General features: G+C 73.9%; 21 protein-coding genes and 1 riboswitch. Of the genes, 13 read left to right on the top strand and 8 right to left on the bottom strand.

All coding sequences use genetic code 11. The annotated features are described in order from the left end of the window. Positions 1-15 precede the first annotated feature (15 nt). The 7 genes from CHC11_RS15255 (at position 16) to CHC11_RS15225 (ending at position 6,334) form a co-directional block, all read left to right on the top strand. Entirely contained in the window at positions 16-1,560 is a 1,545-nt protein-coding gene (locus CHC11_RS15255) for a serine/threonine-protein kinase (protein ID WP_089312370.1), read from the top strand. A 149-nt stretch (positions 1,561-1,709) separates the two neighbouring features. Then, a riboswitch (FMN riboswitch) is annotated at positions 1,710-1,840 on the top strand. Positions 1,841-1,912: 72 nt separating this feature from the next. Further along, positions 1,913-2,506 (top strand): riboflavin synthase, encoded by a 594-nt coding sequence (locus CHC11_RS15250; RefSeq protein WP_089312369.1) that lies wholly within the window; start codon positions 1,913-1,915, stop codon positions 2,504-2,506. Next, positions 2,503-3,144 carry a nicotinamide riboside transporter PnuC gene (pnuC, locus tag CHC11_RS15245; RefSeq protein ID WP_089312368.1) on the top strand — a complete coding sequence of 214 codons (642 nt, stop codon included), beginning with the start codon at positions 2,503-2,505 and terminating at the stop codon, positions 3,142-3,144. Before CHC11_RS15250 ends, pnuC begins: the two co-directional genes overlap by 4 nt. Then, the gene (locus CHC11_RS15240; RefSeq protein WP_089312367.1) at positions 3,141-4,445 is read left to right on the top strand and encodes a bifunctional 3,4-dihydroxy-2-butanone-4-phosphate synthase/GTP cyclohydrolase II; all 1,305 of its coding nucleotides are present in this window, start codon (positions 3,141-3,143) and stop codon (positions 4,443-4,445) included. Before pnuC ends, CHC11_RS15240 begins: the two co-directional genes overlap by 4 nt. Then, complete coding sequence (ribH, locus tag CHC11_RS15235) at positions 4,442-4,954, top strand: 6,7-dimethyl-8-ribityllumazine synthase (RefSeq protein ID WP_089312366.1); 513 nt, start codon at positions 4,442-4,444, stop codon at positions 4,952-4,954. The genes CHC11_RS15240 and ribH overlap by 4 nt, the downstream gene beginning before the upstream one ends. A 65-nt stretch (positions 4,955-5,019) precedes the next feature. After that, positions 5,020-5,895, top strand: a complete 876-nt coding sequence (gene hisG, locus CHC11_RS15230; protein ID WP_089312365.1) for an ATP phosphoribosyltransferase — start codon at positions 5,020-5,022, stop codon at positions 5,893-5,895. After that, positions 5,888-6,334, top strand: a complete 447-nt coding sequence (locus CHC11_RS15225; protein WP_245919239.1) for a PH domain-containing protein — start codon at positions 5,888-5,890, stop codon at positions 6,332-6,334. Before hisG ends, CHC11_RS15225 begins: the two co-directional genes overlap by 8 nt. 35 nt (positions 6,335-6,369) lie before the next feature. Here CHC11_RS15225 and CHC11_RS15220 read toward each other — a convergent pair whose 3' ends face one another. Genes CHC11_RS15220 through CHC11_RS15210 form a run of 3 tightly spaced genes read right to left on the bottom strand, consistent with a single transcriptional unit; the run spans position 6,370 to position 9,678 of the window. Beyond that, the gene (locus CHC11_RS15220; RefSeq protein WP_089312364.1) at positions 6,370-7,008 is read right to left on the bottom strand and encodes a hypothetical protein; all 639 of its coding nucleotides are present in this window, start codon (positions 7,006-7,008) and stop codon (positions 6,370-6,372) included. Continuing rightward, positions 7,005-8,405, bottom strand: a complete 1,401-nt coding sequence (locus tag CHC11_RS15215) for a selenium-binding protein SBP56-related protein (RefSeq protein ID WP_089312363.1) — start codon at positions 8,403-8,405, stop codon at positions 7,005-7,007. Before CHC11_RS15215 ends, CHC11_RS15220 begins: the two co-directional genes overlap by 4 nt. Before the next feature lie 10 nt (positions 8,406-8,415). Continuing rightward, complete coding sequence (locus CHC11_RS15210) at positions 8,416-9,678, bottom strand: sulfite oxidase (protein WP_089312362.1); 1,263 nt, start codon at positions 9,676-9,678, stop codon at positions 8,416-8,418. A 170-nt stretch (positions 9,679-9,848) separates the two neighbouring features. Between CHC11_RS15210 and CHC11_RS15205 the strand changes: the two genes are divergently transcribed. From CHC11_RS15205 to CHC11_RS15190, 4 genes are read left to right on the top strand one after another with little or no spacing between them, the layout of a single operon-like run. After that, positions 9,849-10,763, top strand: a complete 915-nt coding sequence (locus CHC11_RS15205) for an AAA family ATPase (RefSeq protein WP_425427314.1) — start codon at positions 9,849-9,851, stop codon at positions 10,761-10,763. A gap of 2 nt (positions 10,764-10,765) precedes the next feature. Continuing rightward, complete coding sequence (locus tag CHC11_RS15200) at positions 10,766-11,884, top strand: vWA domain-containing protein (protein ID WP_342749985.1); 1,119 nt, start codon at positions 10,766-10,768, stop codon at positions 11,882-11,884. Further along, a complete protein-coding gene (locus CHC11_RS15195; RefSeq protein WP_089312360.1) occupies positions 11,877-13,001 on the top strand; it encodes an XdhC family protein in 1,125 nt (374 codons plus the stop codon). The genes CHC11_RS15200 and CHC11_RS15195 overlap by 8 nt, the downstream gene beginning before the upstream one ends. Positions 13,002-13,019: 18 nt before the next feature. Then, complete coding sequence (locus tag CHC11_RS15190) at positions 13,020-13,661, top strand: nucleotidyltransferase family protein (RefSeq protein ID WP_089312359.1); 642 nt, start codon at positions 13,020-13,022, stop codon at positions 13,659-13,661. On the opposite strand, the gene CHC11_RS15185 is transcribed toward CHC11_RS15190, so the two are convergent. The 5 genes from CHC11_RS15185 to CHC11_RS15165 all read right to left on the bottom strand — a co-directional run bounded on the left by CHC11_RS15185 (position 13,591) and on the right by CHC11_RS15165 (position 19,668). Next, entirely contained in the window at positions 13,591-14,814 is a 1,224-nt protein-coding gene (locus CHC11_RS15185; protein ID WP_089312358.1) for a DUF6986 family protein, read from the bottom strand. The genes CHC11_RS15190 and CHC11_RS15185 overlap by 71 nt on opposite strands. A 49-nt stretch (positions 14,815-14,863) precedes the next feature. After that, positions 14,864-15,787, bottom strand: coding sequence for an aldose 1-epimerase family protein (locus CHC11_RS15180; RefSeq protein WP_089312357.1), 924 nt, complete (start codon positions 15,785-15,787; stop codon positions 14,864-14,866). 70 nt (positions 15,788-15,857) lie between these two features. After that, positions 15,858-17,285 carry a YlbE family protein gene (locus CHC11_RS15175; protein WP_089312356.1) on the bottom strand — a complete coding sequence of 476 codons (1,428 nt, stop codon included), beginning with the start codon at positions 17,283-17,285 and terminating at the stop codon, positions 15,858-15,860. Further along, positions 17,282-18,751, bottom strand: coding sequence for an AllF/FdrA family protein (locus CHC11_RS15170; protein ID WP_089312355.1), 1,470 nt, complete (start codon positions 18,749-18,751; stop codon positions 17,282-17,284). The genes CHC11_RS15175 and CHC11_RS15170 overlap by 4 nt, the downstream gene beginning before the upstream one ends. Continuing rightward, complete coding sequence (locus tag CHC11_RS15165; RefSeq protein ID WP_245919237.1) at positions 18,748-19,668, bottom strand: oxamate carbamoyltransferase subunit AllH family protein; 921 nt, start codon at positions 19,666-19,668, stop codon at positions 18,748-18,750. The genes CHC11_RS15170 and CHC11_RS15165 overlap by 4 nt, the downstream gene beginning before the upstream one ends. A gap of 212 nt (positions 19,669-19,880) precedes the next feature. Here CHC11_RS15165 and CHC11_RS15160 point away from each other — a divergent pair, with 212 nt between their 5' ends. Both CHC11_RS15160 and CHC11_RS15155 read left to right on the top strand, forming a co-directional pair. Beyond that, on the top strand, positions 19,881-21,644 hold the full coding sequence (locus CHC11_RS15160; RefSeq protein WP_089312353.1) for a PucR family transcriptional regulator: 1,764 nt from the start codon (positions 19,881-19,883) through the stop codon (positions 21,642-21,644). 212 nt (positions 21,645-21,856) lie between these two features. Further along, positions 21,857-23,335, top strand: a complete 1,479-nt coding sequence (locus CHC11_RS15155) for a uracil-xanthine permease family protein (protein ID WP_089312352.1) — start codon at positions 21,857-21,859, stop codon at positions 23,333-23,335. Positions 23,336-23,343: the final 8 nt, after the last annotated feature.

The raw sequence follows: 23,343 nt of genomic DNA, 5'->3' as shown, positions 1-23,343 counted from the left end.
TCAAGCTTGACTGCTATGACCGATGCCGCTTGGGGACGGGTGATCGCCGGTCGATACCGGCTGGACAAGCCGCTCGGCCAGGGCGGTATGGGGGAGGTCTGGGCCGGATACGACACGGTTCTGGACAGGCGTGTCGCGGTCAAGCTGATGAAGCAGCCGAGCCCGTCCGGCAGCGCCCTGCTGGAGGACCAGGAGATCGCCCGGCTGCGGTTCCTGCGGGAGGTGCGCACCACGGCGGCGCTCGACTCTCTCGGCATCCCGGCCGTCCACGATGCGGGGCAGGAACCGGATACCGGAGAGCTGTACGTCGTGATGCAGCTGCTGGCCGGAGCCGAGCTGGCCGACGAGATCAGCGCACACGAAGATCAGGACTATCCGCCCTCCGTCGCCTGGGCCGCCGCCATCGGCGCGCAGATCGCCGCGACGCTGGTGGAGGTTCACCGCGTCTCCGTCGTCCATCGCGACATCAAGCCGCGCAACGTGTACATCACGCCCGGCGGGATCGTGAAGGTCCTCGACTTCGGCATCGCGAGGCTTTTGGGCGGTGGCGCCGTTCCGGAGCTCACGCTGGCCGGGCAGACGGTCGGCACGCCGCCTTATATGTCGCCCGAGCAATGCCTCTCCAACGGGGTCGGGCCGCCCGCGGACATCTACTCGCTGGGCTGCGTGCTGCACGAACTCCTGACCGGCAGGCTCCCGTTCGAGGAAACGCCCACCCAGTCGGTGCTGCACCAGCATGTGCACGCTTCGGCCACGCCGGTCAGCGACCTCCGCCCGGGAGTGCCGCCGCCCATCGTCCGGCTCGTGAGCGCCATGCTGGCCAAGCCACCGGAGAAGCGGCCGGACGCCGCCGCCGTGTACGAGGTGCTCCTTCCGTACGCCCGTGAAGGCGGAGACGGTGCTTCCAGGGACGACCTCGACCCTGCGCTGCCGTTCGTTCGTCCGATGGCTGCCGCGCCCCGGAAGCGGGTGGCGCCCTCCCCGGCCCCGTCGCGAGATGTCCGCCCGCTGACGGCGGACGAGGCGGACCGCGCTATGGAGGAGGCGCAGCGCCTCGTCGCCAACGATCAGTTCTCCCAGGCGGTGGACGTGCTCACCGCTGCCATCGGACGGTCGGGCCACGACGCGCTGCTGGCCGCCGAGGTGCGCTTCGGCCTCGCGAACGTGCTGTTCCTCGCCGATTCGCACCGCCGGGCGCTCGCCGAGTTCGAGGCGGCGGAACCGACGTTCCTGGCCACGTACGGCGAGATGGGCCGCGCCGTCCTCGACTGTCGGTACTACATGGCGACCTGCCGCGCAGCCCTTGGCGAGGACACCACGGCCCTCGCCTCGTTCGCCGATCTCCTCTCGCACTGGGTGCCCGCGGGCCCCGAGGACGGGCGGGCCGAGGACATGCGGAAGCAGGTGGGAGTCCTGCATGCGAGAGGCGGCCGCGTCCGTGAGGCCATGACGACGTTCGAGGAACTGCGGCCGGCGATCGTCCTGCGGTACGGCGAAAGCTCACCGGAGGTCCGTGAGGTGGACGCCTACCTCGCGAAGCTCCGCGAGTACGAGGACTGACCCCTGGGGACCGGCGCGCCGCTGGGGCGGGCGGGAAAGCGGTCACCCCAGGCCCGGCGCCGGGGTAGGCGAAGGGGATCGGTGGTGCTGTGGCGATGGCCACACGGGCGCGGAAGGGAATGCGTGGCACACTGGTTGGCAAAGCATGAACGCGTGCTCCGGGGTCGGTGAAATTCCGAACCGGCGGTGACAGTCCGCGACCCGGCCGAACCCATCGGCCGGTTGACCCGGTGGAACTCCGGGACCGACGGTGAAAGTCCGGATGGGAGGCAGCGCGCGGTACACCCCTGGCCAGGGGTGTATTCGGACGCACGTACGTCCCCCGGAGCCACTGATCTAGGAGGCCCGGGAGATGTTCACCGGCATCGTCGAGGAGCTCGGCGAGATCGTGGCGATCGAACCCCAGGGGGACTCGGTCGCGCTCGCGGTCCGCGGGCCGCTGGTCGTCCAGGACGCCGTGCACGGCGCGTCGATCGCCGTCAACGGCGTCTGCCTCACCGTGGTGGACGTCGAGGACGGGGTCTTCACCGCCGACGTCATCAAGGAGACGCTCGACAAGTCCAGCCTGGGCGTGCTGGAGCCGGGCTCCAAGGTCAACCTTGAACGTCCCGTGCGGCTGTCGGACCGGCTCGGCGGCCACCTCGTCCAGGGCCACGTCGACGGCGTCGGCGCGATCATCTCCCGCGAGCCGGGGGAGCGGTGGGACGTGGTGACGGTGTCCCTTCCCGCCGACCTGAGCCGCTACCTGGTCGACAAGGGCTCGATCACCGTGGACGGGATCAGCCTGACCGTCGTCGAGGCGGGCGCCGACCGGTTCAGCGTCGCCCTCATCCCGACGACGCTCGCGCTGACCACCCTCGGTCACAAGCGGCCCGGCGACCCGGTGAACCTCGAGGTCGACGTCGTCGCCAAGTACGTCGAGCGCATGCTGGGAGACCGGTCGTGAGCTGGCTCGGCGCGGGTTTCGAGGTCTTCGGCGAGCACATCCTGTGGACCGATCTCGCCGGCAACGTCCTGTCGCTCGCCGTGGTCTGGCTCGCCATGCGCAAGACCCTCTGGACCTGGCCGGTGCAACTGGTCGGCGCCCTCCTGCTGCTCGCGGCCTCGCTGCACGCGCACGTCCCGGGGAACGCGCTCAAGCAGATCCTGTTCTGCGGGCTCGCCCTCTACGGGTGGTTCATGTGGACCCGTGGACGGCACGAGTCCGACGGGCTGGTCGTCCGGCAGGCGACGCTCAAGGAGCGCGCCGTGCTGCTCGGCGCCCTCGTGGTCGGCACGGCCGTGGTCGCCGAACTGTTCGTGCACCTCGACTGGCTGAAGGTCGCCTGGTCGCCGTGGGCGAACGCCTACATCTTCGTCGGCAGCGCGGTCGCGACCTTCGCGCAGAGCCGCGCGCTCGTCGACTTCTGGATCGTCTGGGTGCTGGTCGACCTGGTCGGGGTGCCGCTGGCGCTCAAGTCCGGGCTGTACGTCTCCGGCGCGGTCTACGGGATCTTCTTCGTGATGGTGATGGTCGGGTTCAGGAACTGGCTCCGGGAGTCCCGGGCCGGGCGCAACTCCACGCAAAAGGCGGTGACCGCATGAGCGGCAACGACACGGTGCTCAACGACACGGAGCTCAACGACACGGAGCTCAACAACACGGGTATCGACGGCACGGGGATCTTCGACTCCATCGAATCGGCGGTCGCCGACATCGCGGCGGGCCTGCCCGTCGTGGTCGTCGACGACGAGGACCGCGAGAACGAGGGCGACATCATCTTCGCGGCGTCGAAGGCGACGCCCGAGCTGCTGACCTTCACGATCCGCTACACCAGCGGCGTCATCTGCGTCCCCATGGAGGGCGCCGACCTCGACCGGCTGCACATCCCGCCGATGACCGCGCAGAACACCGAGCGCATGCGCACCGCGTACACGGTCAGCGTGGACGCCCGGCTCGGCGTCACCACCGGCATCTCCGCCGCCGACCGGGCGCGGACGATCCGCACGCTGTGCGACTCGGCGTCCGAGCCCGGCGACTTCGTCCGTCCCGGCCACATCTTCCCGCTGCGCTACCGCGAGGGCGGCGTCCTGCGCCGGCGCGGCCACACCGAGGCCGCCGTCGACCTTGCCAGGCTCGCCGGGCTCTCCCCGGCCGGCGTCCTCGCCGAGGTGGTGAACGAGGACGGCACCATGGCGCGCCTGCCCGAGCTCCAGGTCTTCGCGAAGGAGCACGGCCTCAGGCTCATCTCCATCGAGCAGCTCGCCGAGCACCGCAGGCGCACCGAGGCGATGGTGACCCGCGTCGTCGAAACAGGTCTGCCGAACCGGTTCGGGATGTGGCGCGCGGTCGGGTTCTCCAGCGCCATCGACGGCGGGGAGCACATCGCGCTCGTGCTCGGTGAGATAGGCGACGGCGAGGACGTCCTGGTCAGGGCCCACTCCGAGTGCCTCACCGGCGATGTCCTGCACTCCGAGCGCTGCGACTGCGGAACCCAGCTCGACGCCGCCATGGAGCGGATCGCCGTTGAGGGGCGCGGCATCGTGCTCTACCTGCGCGGGCACGAGGGGCGCGGGATCGGCCTGCTCGCCAAGCTCCAGGCGTACGCCCTCCAGGACAACGGCTCCGACACCGTCGACGCCAACCTGGAGCTGGGGCTGCCCGCCGACGCGCGCGAGTACTCCAACGCCGCCCACATGCTGCGCGAGCTGGGCGTACGCTCGGTGCGGGTGCTCACCAACAACCCGGACAAGCTCCGGGGGCTGGGCGGTTTCGGGGTGGAGGTGCGGGGGCGCGAGGCCATGCCCGTCATCGTCACCGAGCACAACCGGCGCTACCTGACGGTCAAGCGCGACCGCCTCGGACACCAGATCGAACTGGACCACCAGAGCGAGGGACTCTCATGAGCGGCGCGGGACGCCCCGAGGACATCACGGTCGACGCGGCCGGGCTCGCGCTCGGCATCGTGTGCACCCGCTGGCACGAGGCGGTCACCGACCGGCTGCTGGAGCGGGCGCTCGCCGCGGCGAAGGCGTGCGGCGTGGACGAGCCGGTCGTGGCCCGCGTCGCCGGCGCGCTCGAACTGCCCGTGATCGCCCAGCAGATGGCCCGCGATCTCGACGCCGTCGTCTGCCTCGGGGTGGTCGTCCGGGGCGCCACCGCCCATTTCGACTACGTGTGCGACTCGGTGACCGCCGGTGTGACCCGCGTCGCGCTGGACGAGTCGACTCCGGTGGGCAACGGAGTGCTCACCTGTGACACCATTGAGCAGGCACTGGAACGCAGCGGGCTGCCGGGCAGCTCCGAGGACAAGGGATGGGAGGCGACTGTGGCCGCACTCGACACGGCACTGACCCTGCGAGGTCTGCGGCATCACGGTCACGCCGGGCACGGCCTGGAGCATCTGGGCTCCTAGGCGGGGGAGCGCCAGAGCTCCCGAACGTCCCGGTATCCGTACCCATCGTCATGAAAGGCTCATCCGTGCTGTCACTCGTTCTGCCCAAGGGGTCGCTGGAGAAGGCGACCATGCAGCTGTTCGACGCCGCCGACCTCACCGTCCAGCGCGCCTCGGACCGCGACTACCGCGCCTCCATCGACGACCCCCGCATCGACCGCGTCCGGGTCCTGCGGCCGCAGGAGATCCCGACCTACCTCGAACAGGGCCTGTTCGACCTCGGCATCACCGGCCGCGACTGGATCACCGAGACCGACGCCGAGGTCGTCAGCCTCGGCGAGCTGAAGTACTCCAAGGCGACCTCCAACCCGGTCCGCGTGATCATGGCGGTGCCGGACGGCGCGCCCTGGCGGACGGTGGCGGACCTGCCGGAGGGCGTGCGGATCTCCACCGAGTTCCCGGCGATGACCAAGCGGTACCTCGACAGGCACGGCGTCAAGGCCACGGTCGTCCCGTCCTACGGCGCGACCGAGGCGAAGGTGCCCGACATCGTCGACGTGATCGTCGACCTCACCGAGACGGGCTCGTCGCTGCGCAAGAACGGCCTGCGCATCCTCGACACGCTCCTGACCAGCTACACCGAGCTGGTCGCGAACCGCGAGGCCTACGAGGACGCCGAGAAGCGCGCCGCGATGGAGGACATCTCCCTGCTGCTGCAGGGCGTGATCCGCGCCCGCGGCAAGGTGCTGCTGAAGCTGAACGTCGCGCACGGCGACCTGCAGAAGGTCCTGGACATCATGCCCGCGATGTCCTCGCCCACGGTCACCTCGCTCGCCGGCGGCGAGTCCAACGCCGTGGAGTCGGTGGTCGCCAAGCGCGGCGTCAACACGCTGATCCCGGCGCTGAAGGCGGCGGGCGCCCACGACATCCTCGAGATCCCCATCGCGAAGATCGTTGACTGACGTCCCGGCCCTGCCGGCGGTGTGGCGCCCCCGCACCACCCGGCTCGTCGCCTACACCACGGCGGGCGTGATCGTGCTCGGCATGGTCGCGCTCGCCGTGGTGGTGGCGCCGCAGTTCAAGATGTTCGACCGTGTCCTGATGGTCGCCTTCGGTGCGGTGGTCGCCTGGGTCCTGCACATGCTGGCCCGCTGCCGCGTCGGCGCCGACGAGTCCGGTCTCACGGTCGTCAACGCCTTCCGCACCCGCCGCCTCGAATGGCCCGAGGTCGTCGACGTCTCCATGACGACGGGCGACCCGTGGCCCACCCTCGACCTGGCCGACGGCACCTCCCTCCCCGCCATGGGCATCAACGGCGCCGAGAAGGCCCGCGCCGCCCACCAGCTCGCCGAACTCCGCGCCCTCCTCCACACCCGGGGCGAAGCGCCCGACCCCGCCTGACGCCGTCGCCTGCCCGCCCGGACCGTGCCCGGGGGTCACCAGGCGGTGAAGGCGGTGATGGTGCCGGCTCCTATGAGGGCGACGGCCCAGAGGCGGTCGAGGTCGAACCAGGCGCGGCGCAGGACGGCCAGGCCGACGACCTCGTAGACGAGCACGGCGATCACGCCGGCCACGGCGAACATCGACAGGGTGTGCACGGCGGTGACGAACACCCCGGTCGACAGGGCGCTGCCGGAGGACGACGCCAAACCGTGGTCGTGGCCCGCCGGGGCCGTCCCGGAGGCGGTGAGCACGGGCAGCAGCATCAGGCCCGCGCCGTGCACCGACGACATCAGGAACGACCAGCCGGCGAGCTGCCACAGCGAGATCCGCATGCCGACCCACCGGAAGTGCCGCCGCGACAGCAGCCGCCACAGGCCGAACCCGACGAGCACGGCCCCGCCGCCGATCGCGACCGCGCGGGTCGCGACGACGGAGCGGGTGAGGGCGACCAGGACGGCGACGGCGCCGACGGAGGCGGCGTGGCCCGCGGCGATGGCCGGGAGCGACTGCAGCACGAGGGAGCGGCTGCGCTCCTGGAGTCCGCGGGCCACGGCGAACAGCCATCCCATGGCCGGGTTGAGGCCGTGGAACGCGCCGAGCGCGACGAGTGCGGCGAGCGATCCGTCGTTCACGGATAGCAGTAGGAGTCCGAGGAGGCGTCGCCGCCCTGGAGGCGCGTCTGGTGCGGGCGGCGGCCGCGGAAGTCCTCGCCGTTGGGGAAGAACCGCTCGTCGAACGAGAAGCCGTCCGGGGTGGAGTCCAGTTTGGCCATCCACGCGCCGACGCCGTCGGGGTAGAACTGGTCGTCCCAGGAGCCGTAGAGCGAGTTGGTGACGTAGACGCGCTTGCCGTCGCGGCTGACCTCCACCATCTGCGGCCCGCCCGCGAGGGGGCGTCCGGGGTCGGCGGGGTGCGGGGTCCGGCCGACGATGCCGCCGATGCGCACCGAGCCCGCCTCGACCGGGTGGAACGGGTCGCCGACGTCGTAGCGCTTCAGCTCGCCGGTGCCCCAGCACGAGACGTACAGCCACTGGTCGTCCACGGACAGGTCGATGTCCGTCACGAGCGGGGGCACGGCTCCGAACGGCCGGATGACGGGCGGCAGGGCGTCCGGGTCGGCCGGCTCGGCGGGGATCGTGATCACCTTCGTCGCGGCCCACCGGTCGCCGTCGCGGTGCCAGACCCACACCGACGCCGACAGGTCCTCGACGCTGACGACCACGCCCGCGAACCCGTACAGCTTCGTCGGGTCGTGCGCGGGACGCAGCTCCAGGACCATCTGGTGCTCGTCCCCGAGGTCGACCGTCTGGACGTGCTTGCGCTTGCGCAGGTCGAAGAAGTTCAGCGAGTGACCGTACTTGCGGCCGAGCAGCAGCTCGCCGACGACACCGTCCTCGATCATGGACGGTGTGCCCCACTCGGACGCGACGAGCACGTCGTGCGCGATGTGCCACCAGGCGTCGTAGGCGAAGTGCTGCGGGCCCCGGTCGACCTCCCAGCGCCCGAGCACCTCGAACGAGGTGTGGTCGAGCAGCGCGATCCCGCCCGGGCCGTCCTCGCCGTTCGCCCCGCCGAGGGCCGTCAGGTAGAGGCCCTCCGGCCCGCAGTGGACGGTGTGCGGGCGCGAGTACCCGGCGCGCTTGGCCAGCTCGTCCGGCTCCAGCGTCTTGACGATCTTCGGGGCGGCCGGGTCGTCCTTGGTGTCGATGACGTACACCCGCGACGACCGCAGCCCCGGGACGATCAGGTACCGGCGCTCGACGTGCGGGTGCGGGGAGCCGGGGCACAGGGCGCTGCTGCACGCGTTCCATCCGAAGTGGTGCAGCTCGTCGCCGACATAGGGCAGCTCGGTCCATCCCACCACGGAGCCGTAGGAGGCGGAGCCGGGGTCCACGTCGAGCACCGCGATCGCGTCCGCCTTCTCCGCCGCCCGGTCGAACGCCGCGACGTAGGCGAGCTTCTCCGGCGGCGCGGAGGCGGCTTCGCGCGGGGACGCGTAGAACGTCGGGTCTGGCTTCCACAGCGGCATGGGGGCCCTTTCAGGTGATGGTGACCGGGTGCCGTACGACGGCGCCGAAGAGATAGCCGAGCGTGTTGTAGGGGGCGGTCGCGGGCTGGGTGGCGCCGGTCTCGTCGGTCGCGCGGGCCAGGAGCTCGTACCGGCCCGGCCGTCCGGGACGCCACGGCAGCTCCCAGCGGACCCATCCGCGGGGACCGGGGTGGCGGTCCCGCAGGCGGGCGCGGCGCCACGTCCGTCCGCCGTCCACGCTGACCTCAGTGTGCCGGATCCGGCCGTTGCCCGACCAGGACCGGCCGTGCAGGACGTGCGGGCGCGCGGGCAGCGAGGCGTCCCAGGGCAGCTCGAAGGCGGACTTGACGTTCATGCGGGTCAGGGGCGCCGACCCCTCCTCGGGGTGGCCGGGCCCGAAGAGCCGGTAGTAGCGGGTGTTCCACGGTGAGAAGAGCGGCTCGTCGGCCACCTGGATGTCTCCCAGCCACTTGATGGACGCGATGCCCGCCCACGAGGGCACGACCAGGCGCACCGGATGGCCGTGGTCGGGCGGCAGGGGAGCGCCGTTCATCCCGTAGGCGAGGAGCGCGTCCTTCATGGCCTTCGCGATCGGAAGGGGCCGCCGCACGCGGCCGAGGTTCTCGCCCTTGTCCACGAACTCAGCGTCCAGCCCGCGCGGCATGATGTCCACGGCCTCAGGGGTGACACCTGCGCGACGCAGGACGGTCGCCAGGCGGACGCCGCGCCAGCGGGCCACGCCGACCGCGCCCAGCCGCCAGGGCGTCCCCGACACCTCCTGGCCCTGCTGGGAGGTGTAGAACCCGCGCGCGTTGCCCGTGCACTCGATGAACGCGGTGACCTCCTCCGCCGGGAGCCGGAGGAGGTCCTCGTAGGTGAACTCGACGGGACGGTCCTCGGTGGGCGCGCCGCGCAGGCCCGTGCCCCACAGCCTCAGCCGCCAGGTGCGCGCGTCGACGAGCGGCGTGGCGACATGGTTGCGGACGAAGAACCGGTCGGCGGGAGTGAGGTACCCCTGCCCGCGCATGGCCTCCCACCGCATCTCGGCGTTCGTGCCCTGCGGGATGAACAGCTCGGGGGGCAGCGGCTTCACGATGCCGGTCGCGGCGGCCGCGGGCGGCGGGCCGAGGGCCGCGGAGAGGCCGGCGGTCAGCCCGGCCCCTGCCGACAGCCGCAGCAGTCCCCTCCGGGACGGGAATCGGACGTGCTCGTAGGTCGCCTCGTCGGTCAGGTCGTCCCCATGGGGCCGCTCGCCGGGGTCACCGCTTCGCATGGGTCCGATGCTGCTGAGCCCGCGTCCAAAAGTCAACTTTCCCTACTGCTTTTACAGATTATTGCGCGGGGGTGGGAATCGCAGAACATGGCAATCCGGGCGACCGGCCGACCCGGACCCATGCCGGCCGGAAGTGTGACTCGGGTCTCGGGCTGAGTAGCCTGTGATCCGTGGGGGAGGCGGCGCCGATGACCGTGGACCAGGTCGGTTCGCCCGCGGAGCTCGCGGGCCTGCTCGACAGGCATGGCTACCTGTGCGACGAGGGGCTCGCCACCGCCTGCTTCCTCGCGCTGCGGATGGGGCGGCCCCTGTTCCTGGAGGGGGAGGCCGGAGTCGGCAAGACCGAGCTGGCCAAGACGCTCGCGCGGGGCCTCGGCGCGCCGCTGATCCGGTTGCAGTGCTACGAGGGGCTCGACGCCTCGCAGGCCCTCTACGACTGGGACTTCCCCCGCCAGCTGCTGCACCTGCGCGCGGCGGAGGCCGCGGGCGTCAGCGACGTGTCGCGGCTGGAGGGCGAGCTCTACGACCGGCGCTTCCTGCTGGCGCGGCCGCTGCTCCAGGCGCTGGAGACGTCCCCCAGCGTGCTGCTCGTCGACGAGCTGGACCGCGCCGACGACGAGTTCGAGGCCTTCCTGCTCGAAGTCCTCAGCGACTTCTCGATCACCGTCCCCGAGCTCGGCACGATCCGGGCCGAGCGGCCGCCGGTGGTCGTGGTGACCTCCAACCGCACCCGCGAGGTCCACGACGCGCTGAAGCGCCGCTGCCTGTACCACTGGCTGGAGCATCCCTCCTTCGACCGCGAGGTCGCGATCATCAGGCGCCGGCTGCCGGACGCGGCGGAGCGGCTGGCCGGGCAGGTGGCGCGGGCCGCGCAGCGGATGCGCGAGACCGACCTGCTGAAGCCGCCGGGCGTCGCCGAGTCCCTGGACTGGACGGAGGCGCTCGTGGCCCTCGGCGTCCGCGACCTCGACCCGGGGACGGCGGCGGTGACGCTCGGCGCCGTCCTGAAGTACCGCGAGGACCAGCAGCGCGTGCTCGGCGGCGGTGGCGCGGCCGGCCTTGAGGCCCTGCTCGACGGGGGTTAGCCGTGGACCGGGACGTCACCGAGACGATGGTCGGCTTCGCCAGGACGGTGCGCGCGGCGGGCGGGGCGGCCGATCCCGAGCGCGTCCAGGCGATGCTCGCCGCGCTCGGCCACCTCGACGTGCTCGACGCCCGCGACGTGTACTGGGCGGGCCGGCTCACCCTGTGCTCCGACCCCGGCGACCTCGCCCGCTACGACCGCTGCTTCGCCGCGTACTTCTCCGGCGCGACCGCCCGTCCGGGGCGCAGGCCGCCGCCCGTCGTGGTGCGCCGGGTGCCGGTGGCGGAGCCGGGCGGGCGCGGCGGCGGGCAGGAGCCGCAGGAGCTGGAGGCGGCCACGGCCAGCGACGTCGAGGTGCTCCGCGACCGCGACGTCGCGCGGCTCGGCGCCGCGGAGCGCGCCGAGGTCGCGCGGCTCATCGCCCTGCTGGACGCGGGGGCCGAGCGGCGCAGGTCGCGGCGGTTCGCGCCGACGCCGACCGGGCGGCTCGACCCGGCGCGCACCGTCCGGGAGACGCTGCGGCGCGGCGGCGAGACGTCCCTGCTCCGGCGCCGGAGCCACCGCACCCGGCCGCGCCGGGTCGTGCTGCTCGTGGACGTCAGCGGGTCGATGAGCCCCTACGCCGACGCGCTGCTGCGGTTCGCGCACGCCGCCGCGCGCTCGGGCGGGAGGGGCGTCGAGGTGTTCAGCGCCGGGACGCGCCTCACCCGCCTCACCCGGGAGCTGCGGCACCGCGACCCGGACGCGGCGATGGCGGCGGCGTCCGCGGCCATCCCGGACTGGAGCGGCGGCACGCGGCTCGGCGAGGAGCTGAAGGAGTTCCTCGACCGGTTCGGGCAGCGGGGGCTGGCGCGCGGCGCGGTCGTGGTGATCGCCTCGGACGGGTGGGAGCGCGGCGACGCCGGCCTGCTCGGCGCGCAGATGGCGCGGCTGCACCGGCTCGCGCACCGGGTGGTGTGGGCGAACCCGCACAAGGCGCGGCCCGGGTACGAGCCGCTCACGGCGGGTATGGCCGCGGCGCTCCCGCACGTGGACGACTTCGCCTCCGGGCACAGCCTGGCCGCTCTGGAGGAGCTGGCCCGCCTCGTCGCGGGCGCCGGAAAGGGGAGGGCTCATGCGTGACGTGCTCGGTGACATCGCCGGCTGGTACGGGTCCGGGCGGACGTTCGCGCTCGCGACCGTCGTGAACACCTTCCGCAGCGCGCCGCGCCCGCCGGGGGCGGCGATGGCGGTCTCGCCGGACGGGGAGGTCGCGGGCAGCGTGTCCGGCGGGTGCGTCGAGGGCGCCGTGTACGAGCTGGGGCGGACGGTCCTGGAGACCGGTGAACCCGTCGTCCAGCGGTACGGGGTGAGCGACGACGACGCGTTCGCCGTCGGCCTGACCTGCGGCGGGATTCTGGACGTGCTGGTGGAGCCCGTCGGCCCGGACACCTTCCCCGAGTTCGCGGACGTCGCCGCCGCCATCGGGGCGCGCGAGCCGGTCGCGGTCGCCACCGTCGTGGCCGGGCCCGGGCGGATCGGCGCCCGCCGCGTGGTCTGGACCGACCGCGCGTCCGGGTCCCTGGCGCCCGGCGCCCCGCACGCGGCCCGGCTCGACGCGGCGGTGGACGACGACGCGCGCGGCATGCTCGCCCAGGGCCTCACCGGCCAGCGGCACTACGGGCCGGAGGGGGAGCGGCGGCTCGACGACCTCACCGTCTTCGTGCACTCCTTCGCGCCGCCGCCGCGGCTGCTGGTGTTCGGCGCGATCGACTTCGCGGCGGCCGTCGCCCGGATCGGCAAGTTCCTCGGCTACCACGTGACGGTGTGCGACGCGCGGCCGGTGTTCGCGACGTCCAAGCGGTTCCCCGAGGCCGACGAGGTCGTGGTGAAGTGGCCGCACAGGTTCCTGGAGGAGACGCGCGACGCCATCGACGGGCGGACGGCGATCTGCGTCCTCACCCACGACCCCAAGTTCGACGTGCCGCTGCTGGAGGTGGCGCTGCGCACCGGTGCCGGTTACGTCGGCGCGATGGGCTCGCGCCGCACCCACGACGACCGGACGGCGCGGCTCCGCGAGGCGGGCCTGTCCGGCGCCGAGCTGGCCCGGCTGCGCTCGCCGATCGGCCTGGACCTCGGGGCCCGCACGCCGGAGGAGACGGCCGTGTCGATCGCGGCGGAGCTGGTCCAGCTGCGCTGGGGCGGTTCCGGCCGCCCGCTCTCCGACACCAGCGGCCGGATCCACGCCGAGCCGGGCTGACCGCACTACCCTCGCGGGATGACGTTGCGCAGTGAGGAGTCACCGGCCGGCCTGCTGCTCGCGGCGGGGGAGGGCCGCCGCCTCGGGCGGCCCAAGGCGACGCTGGAGCTGGACGGCGAGCGGCTCGTCGACCGAGGCGTCCGCACGCTGCGGGACGGGGGGTGCTCCCCGGTCCTGGTGGTGGCGGGCGCCGCGCAGATCGAGGTCATCGGCGCCGTCGTCGTCCCCAACCCCGACTGGCGCGAGGGCATGGGCTCGTCCCTGCGCGCCGGGCTCGCCGCGCTGCCGCCCGGCTGCCCCGCCGTGGTCGTCGCGCTGGTCGACCAGCCCCTGGTGACGCCCGCCGCCGTCGAGCGGCTGATCGCCGCGTTCGAGGAGGGCGCCGGCATCGCGGTCGCCACCTACGGGGGAGCGCCGCGCAACCCCGTCCTGCTGGGCGCCGGGCATCTCGCCGGCGTCGCCGAGGCGGCGGTCGGCGACCAGGGGGCGCGCGGCTACCTGCGCGCCCGTCCGGAGCTGGTGACGCCCGTCCCGTGCGACGACGTCGCCGCACCCGACGACATCGACACCCCCGAGGACCTGGCGGCGCTCAGGCGCCCGCGGGAAGGACGCTCTCGTCCAGCGCCCCGCAGTCGACCGCACGGCGCAGCCGGGCGGTGAGCGCCCTGATCGTGGCGGGCTCGTCCAGGACGCCGCTCGCGTGCCCCGCCGCCTGCTCGTGCCAGGCGCGGACCCGTCCGATCACGTCGTCGACGCCGCCCAGGTGGAAGGCGTACACCGCCGCGTACCGGCTCGGCAGGTGCGCGGGATGCAGGTCCCAGCCCTGGTAGAAGCCGTGCGCCAGCGAGTGCCGGACGTGCGCGGCGTGCGTGGCCCACGCGGCGTTGACCTCGTCGGGCCCGTCGTTGCGGGGGATGATGTTGGTGGAGCCGTCCGACAGCCGCACCCCGGTGCCCGCCAGCGACACCTGCATGATGTGCCGGGCGAAGTCGCAGGCGGGGTGGTCGAGCCGCTGCTCGTGCGGCGGCAGCCCGAGCGCGGCGGTGTAGTCGAACACGCCGAAGTGGGCGGCGGTGATGCGGCCCTGCGCCTCGGTGACGAAGGACTGGAGCCCGGTCCGGTCCTCCTCGTCGTCGATCAGCGCCTGCGGCGTCTCGATCTGGACCTCGAACCGCAGGATGCCCTGCGGCAGACCGAGCGAGGTCTCCAGCCGGTCCAGGAACTCCACGAACAGCTTGATGTGGTCGATCGAGGTCACCTTGGGGAAGGTGATGGTGAACCCGCCGGGCAGCCGGCCGAGCCGGTCGCGCAGCGCGGTGAGGAAGCCGTCCAGCGTCCGCATCGCGCGCTCGTGGCCGCCGTCGGTGAACGACTTGACCCGCAGCCCCCAGTAGTGCGGCAGGCCCTTCACCTGGTACGCGGCCCCGACCGCCTCGACGACCTGCTCGACGTGGGCGTCCTCCTCCTGGTCGTCGCGCACCCCGTAGCCGTCCTCGAAGTCGATCCGGACGTCCTCCACCGGCTCGGCGGCCAGCTTCGCCGCGACGCGCTCCCGCACCGGACCGGCGAGCTCCGGATCGAGCCCGAACGCCGCGCCGAACGACCCGGCGCCCGGCGTGTGGGTGTTCAGCAGCCGCAGCGCCTCGGCGCCGAAGTCGGCGGGCGTCGAGCGGGAGAACCGGTCCGCGGGGACGTACACCGTGTGGACCGGTTGGCGGCCTTCGGCGCCGCCGGGGAAGCGCTCCCCGTGGGCGTCGCGGACGGCGGCGATGCGCGCGGACAGATCGTCGTAGGAGGAGACGCTGAGGTTCACCCCGCAATGATCCCCCAACCGCCACCGGCTAGGGAACCATCCCGGGTGATCAGGACGCCTGGATCCCCCAGGTTCCGCTGAACGCCGCGCCCGGTTCGAGGTCCACGACGCCCTCCCCGGACACGAACGCGTTGGGCGGGCACGTCATGGGCTCGACGCCGAGCCCCGTGCGCGGCCGCGGGGCGTTGTCGGCGGTGTAGACCTCCATCCACGGGTGCGCCTCGTCGGCCCAGAGCCGGACCGTGCGGCCGCCGGACAGGGTCACCCACGTGCGGCCGCGGCCGTCGCGGTTGAGCCCGGTGAACGCGTTGTCGATCCGCCGGTCGCCGAACACGGGCCCGGTGCGCAGGTCGTACCGGGTGCCGGTGACGTCCAGGGACGGCCCGGACGGGACCATCCGGTCGTCCACCGGGAGGTACCGGTCGGCGCCCAGCGTGACCGTGCAGCCGTCGATGGGTTCGCCGACCGTCAGGTAGGGGTGCGCGCCATGGCCGTAGGGGGCGGTCCTCGTCCCGGCGTTGCGCGCGGTCATCCGCACGCGCAGTCCCTCGGCGGCGTCGAGGGTGTACTCGGCCTCCAGGTCGAGGCGGAACGGGTACCCGGGCGTGCCGAGCAGCCGGTGCGTGAGCCGCACCCGGTCGGGCTCGTGCTCGGCGGCCGTCCACGACGCCCAGCGGACGAGCCCGTGGATCGCGCAGTCCCGGTCGGGCTCGGACACGTCGAGCCGGTGCGCCTCGCCGCCGTACTCGTAGCGGCCGCGGTCGATGCGGTTCGGCCACGGGACGAGCAGGTGCCCGAGCGCGGCGGGGGCCGGCTCGTCGGCGCCGTGCGTCAGCACCAGCGGGCGCCCCTGGTGGGTCAGCTCGCGCAGGCTCGCGCCCGACTCGGTGACGACGGCCTGGTAGTGCCCCGCGCTCAGGGCGAACTGCTCGCCCGTCAGGGCGGACTGCTCCCCGGTGATCGACTCGCTCATGCGGGCGACGTTACCCCCGGCGCCGCGCCGGCGGCGCCCCACCCGCGGCGGCCGCGCCGCGCCGCGACCGCTACGCGGTCTCCGCGAGGGCGTGCAGGGCGTCGGTGAACACGTTCGCCGGCGGCTCGACCAGGCCGGCGCCGACCTGGCCCGTGCCGGCCTCCCGCCCGGCGATGCCGGTGTCGATGACGGGCAGGATCCCGGTGCGGACGACGCGGGCGACGTCCACGCCCACCGGGGTGCCGCGGAACGACAGCAGCGGGATCTGCAGCACCGGGTGCTCGGCGAGGGTGATCTCGTACATCCGCTGGGTCGCGGCGACCGCGTCCGGGACCTCGCCGCCCACGAACCGGACGATCGCGGGCGCGGCGGCGAGCGCGAACCCGCCCATCCCGGCCGTCTCGGTGATCGCCGAGTCGCCGATGTCGGGGTTGGCGTCGTCCGGGCCGTAGCCGCCGAGGTAGAGGCCGTCCGGGACGCCGGCGGGGCCGGTGAACCAGCGGTCGCCCGTCCCCGACACCTGGATGCCGAAGTCGGTGCCGTTGCGGGCCATCGCCACGACGAGGCTGGAACCCGGCACGCCGCGGGCCGCGTCCGCGCACGCCTTCGCCGCCGCCATCCCCGCGTTCAGGAAGAAGTGGTCGTTGCCCGCAGCGAACCTCAGCGCCTCGGCGGCCCTCGCGCGGGGCACCTCCTCTGCCGCCGCGAGCGCGGGCGCGAGCTCGCGCAGCAGCAGCGACGTCGCCGCCCGGTTGCGGTTGTGCAACTCGTCGCCCATCTGCAGGGCCTGCGCGATGAGCGCCATCAGGTCGACCGGCCCGTGCCGCCGCACGGCCTCCCGCAGCGCCGGGCCGAGCACCTCGCCCATCCACGCCAGCCGCTCGATCACCTCCGGCCCGTAGGCCCCGTACCGCAGCACCTTCCCGAGGCCCTCGTTGAGCGAGCAGTAGGAGGTCCCGCCGTGCTCGGCGTCCTCGACCACGAGCATCCACATGGACGGGCTGACGACGCCCGCCATCGGGCCGACCGCGGCGTGGTGGTGGCACGGCTCGAACACCGCCGCGCCGCGCTCCAGCCGGCGCTCGGCGCCGCGCGGCGTCTCGGCGAGCCCTTCGAGGAGCATCGCGCCGACGAGGGCGCCGCGCATCGGGCCGGACGCGCGGTCCCACTCCAGCGGCGGGCCCGCGTGCAGGAACGTCCCCGGCTCCAGGCCGAGCACCTCGCGCGCGGGGCGCACGTCGACCAGGTGCGGGCGCGCCGTCACCATCCGCTGGACGGCGCGCGCGTTGGCCTCGGCGTGGCCGGGGTCGCCGAGGACCGCCGCCAGCGCGGACTCCGTCCCGGCGGGCGGCGGCCGCCAGTCGACGGCCTCCACCGGGACGGCCTGGTCGGCGAGCGCGCTCGCGAGCACCTCCACCCCGGTGGCGACGACGCCCGGCTCGCGGGAGAGCAGCCCGCCCAGCCGGTGCGCACGGTGCGTGTCCCGGCGGTCGCTCATCGGGGCGTCCCTTCGGCGATCGACCCGTCCACCAGCGCGAGGGCGTGCCGGGTCGCCTGCGCGTTGGAGGCGAAGACGTCGGCGCCCGCCTCGCACAGCGCCACGGCCTGCCGGTCGCGGTCCTGCGGGTCGGCGGGCGTCCCGCACAGCGACACCACGACGGCGAGGTCGGGACGGTCCCGCAGCGCGGCGGCGACGGCCGGGGCGATCGCGGCGGCCGGATCGGGCTCGGCACCGTACCCGAGCACCACGTCCAGGAGCAGGACGCCGCAGCCGTCGTCGGCGGCCTCGGCGCGCAGGGCCTCCAGCCGCAGCGTCGGGTCGATCATCGGGTGCGCGCGGCCGCGCGTGTAGGCGTCGTCGCCGAAGTCGGTGAACCGGTGGCCGCGCGCCGCCGGCTCCCAGCCGAGCACGTCCCGCGCGATCATCTCGGCCTCGTCGCGCAGCGTCCCGCCCGCGAACAGGCCGCGCAGCGCCCGCCCGGACACGGGCGCGGCACCGCGCGGCGAGGTCCAGCGCGGCCAGGCCGGGACGGGCCGGCCGAGCGCCCTCAGCGCCTTCTCCGCGGCCCGCGTCAGGTCGTCCTCGCCGGGCAGCGGCAGCGCGAACACCACGGGGGTGTCCAGGCGCCGCGCCGCCTCCCGGATCAGGTCCAGCACCTGCGGCGCGGGCGGCTTGGACACCAGCACGATCAGTTCGGTCGCCGGGTCGGCGTCCAGCGCGGCCAGCGCCGCCAGCGCCGACCGCCCGCTCACCTCGGGCGACAGGTCCCGGCCGCCGACGCCGAGCACGTGGCTGACGCCGGCGCCCGCGGCGTCCAGCAGGCACATCAGCTGCTGCGCACCCGTCCCGGACGCGGCGACGACGCCCACCGGGCCGGGCCGCACCGCGTTGGCGAACCCCAGGCCCGCGCCGCCGATCACGGCCGTCCCGCAGTCCGGGCCCATCACGATCAGCCCGCGGCGCGCCGCCGCCTCCTTCAGCGTGATCTCCTGCGCGACCGGCACGTTGTCGCTGAAGATCATCACGTTGAGGCCGGCGTCCAGGGCGTCCATCGCCTCGGGGAAGACGTGCGGCCCCGGCACCGACAGCAGCGCCACGGTCGCGTCGCCGCGGGCCGCGGCGGACCCGGTCGTCCTGGCCGGGGCCGGCGCCCCGAGCACCCCCGCGTGCGCGGGCGGGCGGGACGCCTCGCGCAGGAACCCCTCCAGCGCCCCCCTGGCCTCGTCCAGCCCGGCTCCGTCCGGCCCTTCGTCCTCGACCCGGATCGCCACGACGAGGTCGTCGGGCCCGGCCTCGTCCGGCACGGCGAAGCCCATGCGGCCGAACATCTCGCGGTTCAGCCCGGTGCCCATCGCGACCATCGCGCCGGCGACGCCCGCCCGCTCCGACAACCGCCGGCTCACCCGCATCAGCGTGACCGAATCGTGGTAGCCCCCCCGCCGCACCTCGACCCAGTCCCTCATACGCGCCCTCCGAGGGCGGCGCGGCACCCGGCGAGGACGCCGTGCGCGAGGTCCGTGCCCGAGGTGTGGCCCACCGCCAGCAGGCGGCGGACGGCGGCCTGCGGCGGTTCGTGGCCCGCGACGCCGCGCAGGACGGCGGCCACCTCGGCGCCCGCGTGGCCCGCCGCCGCGCAGTGCAGCAGCGTCGCGGCCAGCGCGGTGGTGCGGGTGCCCGCGTCGGCGGTGACGGCCGCGCCGAGCCAGTCGGCCAGCCGCACCGCCCCGCCGTGCCGGACGGCGCCGCCGACCAGCCGCAGCGCGACCAGCAGGCCGCACAGGATGTCGTCGCCGGTCGGCGTCAGCCCGGGGCCGAGGCCCACGATCCGCTCGGCCGCCTCCACGGCGCCCGCGAGGTCTCCGGCGGCGCAGGCCGCGGCGAGCGCGTCCGGGTCGGGATGCCCGGCGAGGCCGCCGCCCGACGGCCCGGCGGCGGTGAGCGCCCCCGCCGCGGTCAGCTCGGCCTCCAGGGCGCGCACGCCCCCGGCGAGCGCGTCCGGCCGCAGCCCCCCGAGCGCGGGCGAGGGGTCCCACCAGCGGCGCACGCGCACGGTGAGGCCCTCCGCCTCGATCCGGCCGTCACCGACGAACGCGTCCGCGCCCTCGCGGACGGAGCGGAACGGGTGCTCGCGGCGGGTGGCGACGACCACCACCGCGTTCGGCAGGCGTCCCGCGTCGGAGGTGACGACGGCGAGCACGCGCGGCTCGGGGCCTCCCCGCATCTCCAGGTACAGGGCGGCCGGGAACACCGCGATGACGCGGGCCGGGCGGCGCGGCGGGTCGAGCAGCGGCCGCAGCGCGAGGCTCGCGGCGCCGGCGGCGGGGGGCCGTCCCGCGGGGCGGGCCGGGAGCCGGATCGGGTCGCGGACGAGAGCGGTCACGGATCCTCCCGAGGCCGGTGTCGGCGGCCGCACGGCGTGCGGGCGGCCCGGCCTCCGGCATGACGGTAGAACGGGCCCGGCATGGGACGTATGGATAATTCTGCCAAGGATGGTTGTCATCGTTCGTCTTTGTTGTCAGTGTTGATCAGGAACCGGTAGCGATCACGCCGTCACGGGCGATGTACGCACCAAAAGGCGAGGTGACCCCTGGCATGAGTTACACCACTGCGGACCCGGGCCCACCGGCCCTCAGGCTCGCGAGTACCGGAACACTGACCTACGGCCTCTCGGTCGGCGAGGTCCTCGGCGTCAGCACCCTGAACGGCGCCCGCCTCATCGCCGGACGAGCCGGACTCGAACGCGTCGTCCAGCGGCTGAACGTGATGGAGGTCCCCGACATCCTGTCGTGGGTCAAACCGAACGAACTGCTGCTGACCACCGGCTACCCCCTCCGCAACACCCCCCAGTCGCTCGACAACCTGGTGTCCGACCTGGACGAGCGCGGCCTGGCCGCGCTGGCCATCAAGCTCGGCCGCTACCTGGACTCGCTGCCCGCCGAGATGATCGCGCAGGCGGACCGGCGCGGCTTCCCCCTGATCCTGCTCCCGAACGACGTCGGCTTCGACGACATCCTGAACCAGGTGCTGACCGACATCTTGAACCGGCAGGCGGCCGTCCTCGCCCGCACCGAGGAGGTGCACCGGGCGCTCGTCCAGATCGTGCTGTGCGGCGGCGGCCTCCAGGAGGTCGTCGACGAGGTCGCGACGCTGCTGGACGTGGCGGTCGTGGTGCTGGACGGCGAGCAGCGGGTGCTCGCGGGCGCCGGTCCCGACGAGCACGTCCAGGCGATGCGGGCCTTCGACGCGGGCCGGCAGGCGGCGTGCGGCCGCGGCGGCTGCGGCATCATCGGCGCGCACGGCACCGGCGACCACCTGGTCGTGCCCGTGATGGCGGGCGGCTTCGACCACGGCCGGATCGTCGCGTTCAGCCCCGGCGGCACCCTGCGCGGCACCGACCTCGGCATCCTGGAGCGCGCCGCGACCGTCGCCGCGCTCGTGGTGACCAAGCAGCAGGCCGTCGCGGCCGTGGAGAGCAAGTACCGCGCCGACTTCCTGCGCGACATCCTCGCGGGGCGCGCGGGCGGCGACGACCGGGTCGTCGCGCACTGCGGCGGGTTCGGCTGGGACCTGGACCGCCCGATGATGGTGGTCGTCGCCGAACTGGACGGGCGCCCGCGCGGAGCCGTGGCCCAGGAGGCCGAGGGGAAGGGCCGCGGCAAGGCGGCCGAGCCCGACGGAGGTCCGCGCGGTGTCCGCGGCGCCGAGGAGCGGGCCGCGCAGGAGCGGCTCGCCGCCGCGTGGGCGACGGCCGTCCGGCGGCACGACCGGGGCGCGGCCGTCGCGAGCTTCGCCCACGAGGTCGTGGCGATCGTCGGCGCCGAGGGCGACGACCCCGCCGAGTGGACGGCGGGCCCGGTCCAGGCGATGGTCAAGGAGGCTTCGTCGATCTTCGCCGAGCACCTGCCGGTGCGGCGGACGTTCTCCACCGGCATCAGCCGGACGGTGGCGTCGCCGGCCGCGCTGCCCGAGGCCTACGAGCAGGCGGTGAAGGCCGTGCGGGTCGGGCGCCAGCTCAACGGCGCGGGCGCGCGGGCGCACTTCGACCAGCTCGGCGTGTACCGGCTGCTGAGCCTCGTCTCCGACCCCGAGGAGCTGCACGCGTTCGTCCGCGAGACGCTGGGCGACCTCGCCGCCGACGACGAGCCGGAGCTGGTGGACCTGCGCCGCACCCTCCAGGTGCTGCTGGAGACGAACCTCAACGTCGCCGAGACGGCGCGCCGGCTGCACTTCCACTACAACACCCTGCGGTACCGCATAGGGAAGCTGGAAAGGATGCTCGGAGCGTTCACCGAGGACGCCCATCTGCGACTCAACCTCACCCTCGCCCTTCACGTCCTGCGCATGCGGGGTATCTGAGGGTAGTCCCGCCGTCCCGGTCGCCCCGGGACGCCGCACCGGAACGCCCGGAGGGCCGCCGACCGGATCGGCCCGCCGGCGCACCGGCCGGTCCTCCCAATCCTGGGCGCGGGGTTTGGCAGATGTCGCCGATGCCCGCCCGACAGGGTAGATCTACCTTGCCCGCATGACAGGCCCGCGCGAACGCGGCCGGCTGAGCAGGAGGACCCCCGATGGTGATCGGCTGGAAGCTGCACGGGGACGGGCGGACGCCGCCGCCCGGGGAGGTCGTGAGGCCGGACGAGCGGCTGTCGTGGCCGCGGACCGCGGGCATCGGCGCCCAGCACGTGGTCGCGATGTTCGGGGCGACGTTCGTGTTCCCGGTCGTGATGGGCCTGGACCCGAACCTGGCGATCATGATGTCCGGGATCGCGACGATCCTGTTCCTGCTGATCGTGGGCGGCCGGGTGCCGAGCTACCTCGGGACGAGCGCCTCGTTCGTCGGCGCAGTCGCGGCGATCCGCGCGGCGGGCGGCGACAGCGCCACCGTCACCGGAGCGATCTTCGTCGCGGGCCTGGTGCTCGCGGCGGTCGGCGTGCTCATCCACGTCGTGGGCGGCGAGGTCATCCACAAGGTGTTCCCCCCGGTGGTCACCGGCGCCGTGGTGATGCTGATCGGATTCAACCTGGCCCCGGTCGTCGCCACCGTGTACTGGCCGCAGGACCAGTGGACGGCGCTGGCGACGCTGGCGTTCGCGGTGCTCTGCGCGGTGCTGCTGCGGGGGTTCTGGGCGCGGATCACGATCCTGCTGGCGCTGGTGTTCGGCTTCGTCCTGTCGTGGCTCCTCGACGCCGCCGCGGGCAAGATCACCTCCGTGCTGCCGGGCCAGAACCTGCTGGACGGGGCGGGCAGGCCGTGCGCGGCCGAGGGCCCCTACTGCATCGCCACCGCGTTCCCGCACGAGCGGGTGAACTTCACGAACGTCAGGGCCGCCGACTGGTTCGGGTTCCCCGACCTGCACGCCCCGGACTTCAAGACCTCGGCGATCCTGCTGGCGCTGCCCGCCGTCATCGCGCTGATCGCGGAGAACACCGGGCACGTCAAGGCCGTCGCGGCGATGACGCACGACGACCTGGACCCGGTCCTCGGCCGGGCCATCGCCGCGGACGGCGTCGGCACCGCCCTCGCCACCGCGGTGGGCGGCTCGCCCACCACCACCTACGCCGAGAACATCGGCGTCATGGCCGCGACCCGGATCTACTCCACGGCCGCCTACTTCGTCGCCGCCGTCGTGGCGGTCCTGTTCGGGCTGTGCCCGAAGTTCGGGGCCCTCGTCGCCGCGACGCCGGGCGGCGTCCTCGGCGGCATCACCGTCGTCCTCTACGGGATGATCGGGCTGCTCGGCGCGAAGATCTGGATCGAGAACCGGGTCGACTTCGCCGACCCGGTCAACCTCGTCCCGGTGGCGGCCGCGATCATCCTGGCGATCGGGAACGTGACACTGCAGGTCACCGACGACTTCCCGCTCCAGGGCATCGCGCTCGGCACCATCGCCGTCCTGGTCGGGTACCACGTCCTGAACGTGCTGCGCCGTCCGGAGGACACCGGCGGCGGGGTCATCGCCCCGGCGGAGGAGGAGATCGGCGGCCCCGTCAGGCACTCCGGGCACGAGCCGCCCGAAGCGGGTACACCGAGGAACGATGCGAGCTGACGGAGCGG

Source organism: Actinomadura mexicana (assembly GCF_900188105.1).
Lineage (GTDB): Bacteria > Actinomycetota > Actinomycetes > Streptosporangiales > Streptosporangiaceae > Spirillospora > Spirillospora mexicana.
The sequence above is the reverse complement of the archived record's forward strand: the minus strand, read 5'-3'. Positions and strand labels throughout refer to the sequence as shown.

Bases quoted from the DNA above. Each gene is read 5' to 3' on its own strand.
- CHC11_RS15180 (WP_089312357.1), bottom strand. From the start codon at position 15,787: ATGAGCGAGTCGATCACCGGGGAGCAGTCCGCCCTGACGGGCGAGCAG.
- CHC11_RS15190 (WP_089312359.1), top strand. From the start codon at position 13,020: ATGACGTTGCGCAGTGAGGAGTCACCGGCCGGCCTGCTGCTCGCGGCG.
- CHC11_RS15255 (WP_089312370.1), top strand. From the start codon at position 16: ATGACCGATGCCGCTTGGGGACGGGTGATCGCCGGTCGATACCGGCTG.
- CHC11_RS15210 (WP_089312362.1), bottom strand. From the start codon at position 9,678: ATGCGAAGCGGTGACCCCGGCGAGCGGCCCCATGGGGACGACCTGACC.
- CHC11_RS15250 (WP_089312369.1), top strand. From the start codon at position 1,913: ATGTTCACCGGCATCGTCGAGGAGCTCGGCGAGATCGTGGCGATCGAA.
- CHC11_RS15160 (WP_089312353.1), top strand. From the start codon at position 19,881: ATGAGTTACACCACTGCGGACCCGGGCCCACCGGCCCTCAGGCTCGCG.
- CHC11_RS15195 (WP_089312360.1), top strand. From the start codon at position 11,877: ATGCGTGACGTGCTCGGTGACATCGCCGGCTGGTACGGGTCCGGGCGG.
- CHC11_RS15155 (WP_089312352.1), top strand. From the start codon at position 21,857: ATGGTGATCGGCTGGAAGCTGCACGGGGACGGGCGGACGCCGCCGCCC.
- CHC11_RS15170 (WP_089312355.1), bottom strand. From the start codon at position 18,751: ATGAGGGACTGGGTCGAGGTGCGGCGGGGGGGCTACCACGATTCGGTC.
- CHC11_RS15240 (WP_089312367.1), top strand. From the start codon at position 3,141: ATGAGCGGCAACGACACGGTGCTCAACGACACGGAGCTCAACGACACG.
- ribH (WP_089312366.1), top strand. From the start codon at position 4,442: ATGAGCGGCGCGGGACGCCCCGAGGACATCACGGTCGACGCGGCCGGG.
- CHC11_RS15175 (WP_089312356.1), bottom strand. From the start codon at position 17,285: ATGAGCGACCGCCGGGACACGCACCGTGCGCACCGGCTGGGCGGGCTG.
- CHC11_RS15215 (WP_089312363.1), bottom strand. From the start codon at position 8,405: ATGCCGCTGTGGAAGCCAGACCCGACGTTCTACGCGTCCCCGCGCGAA.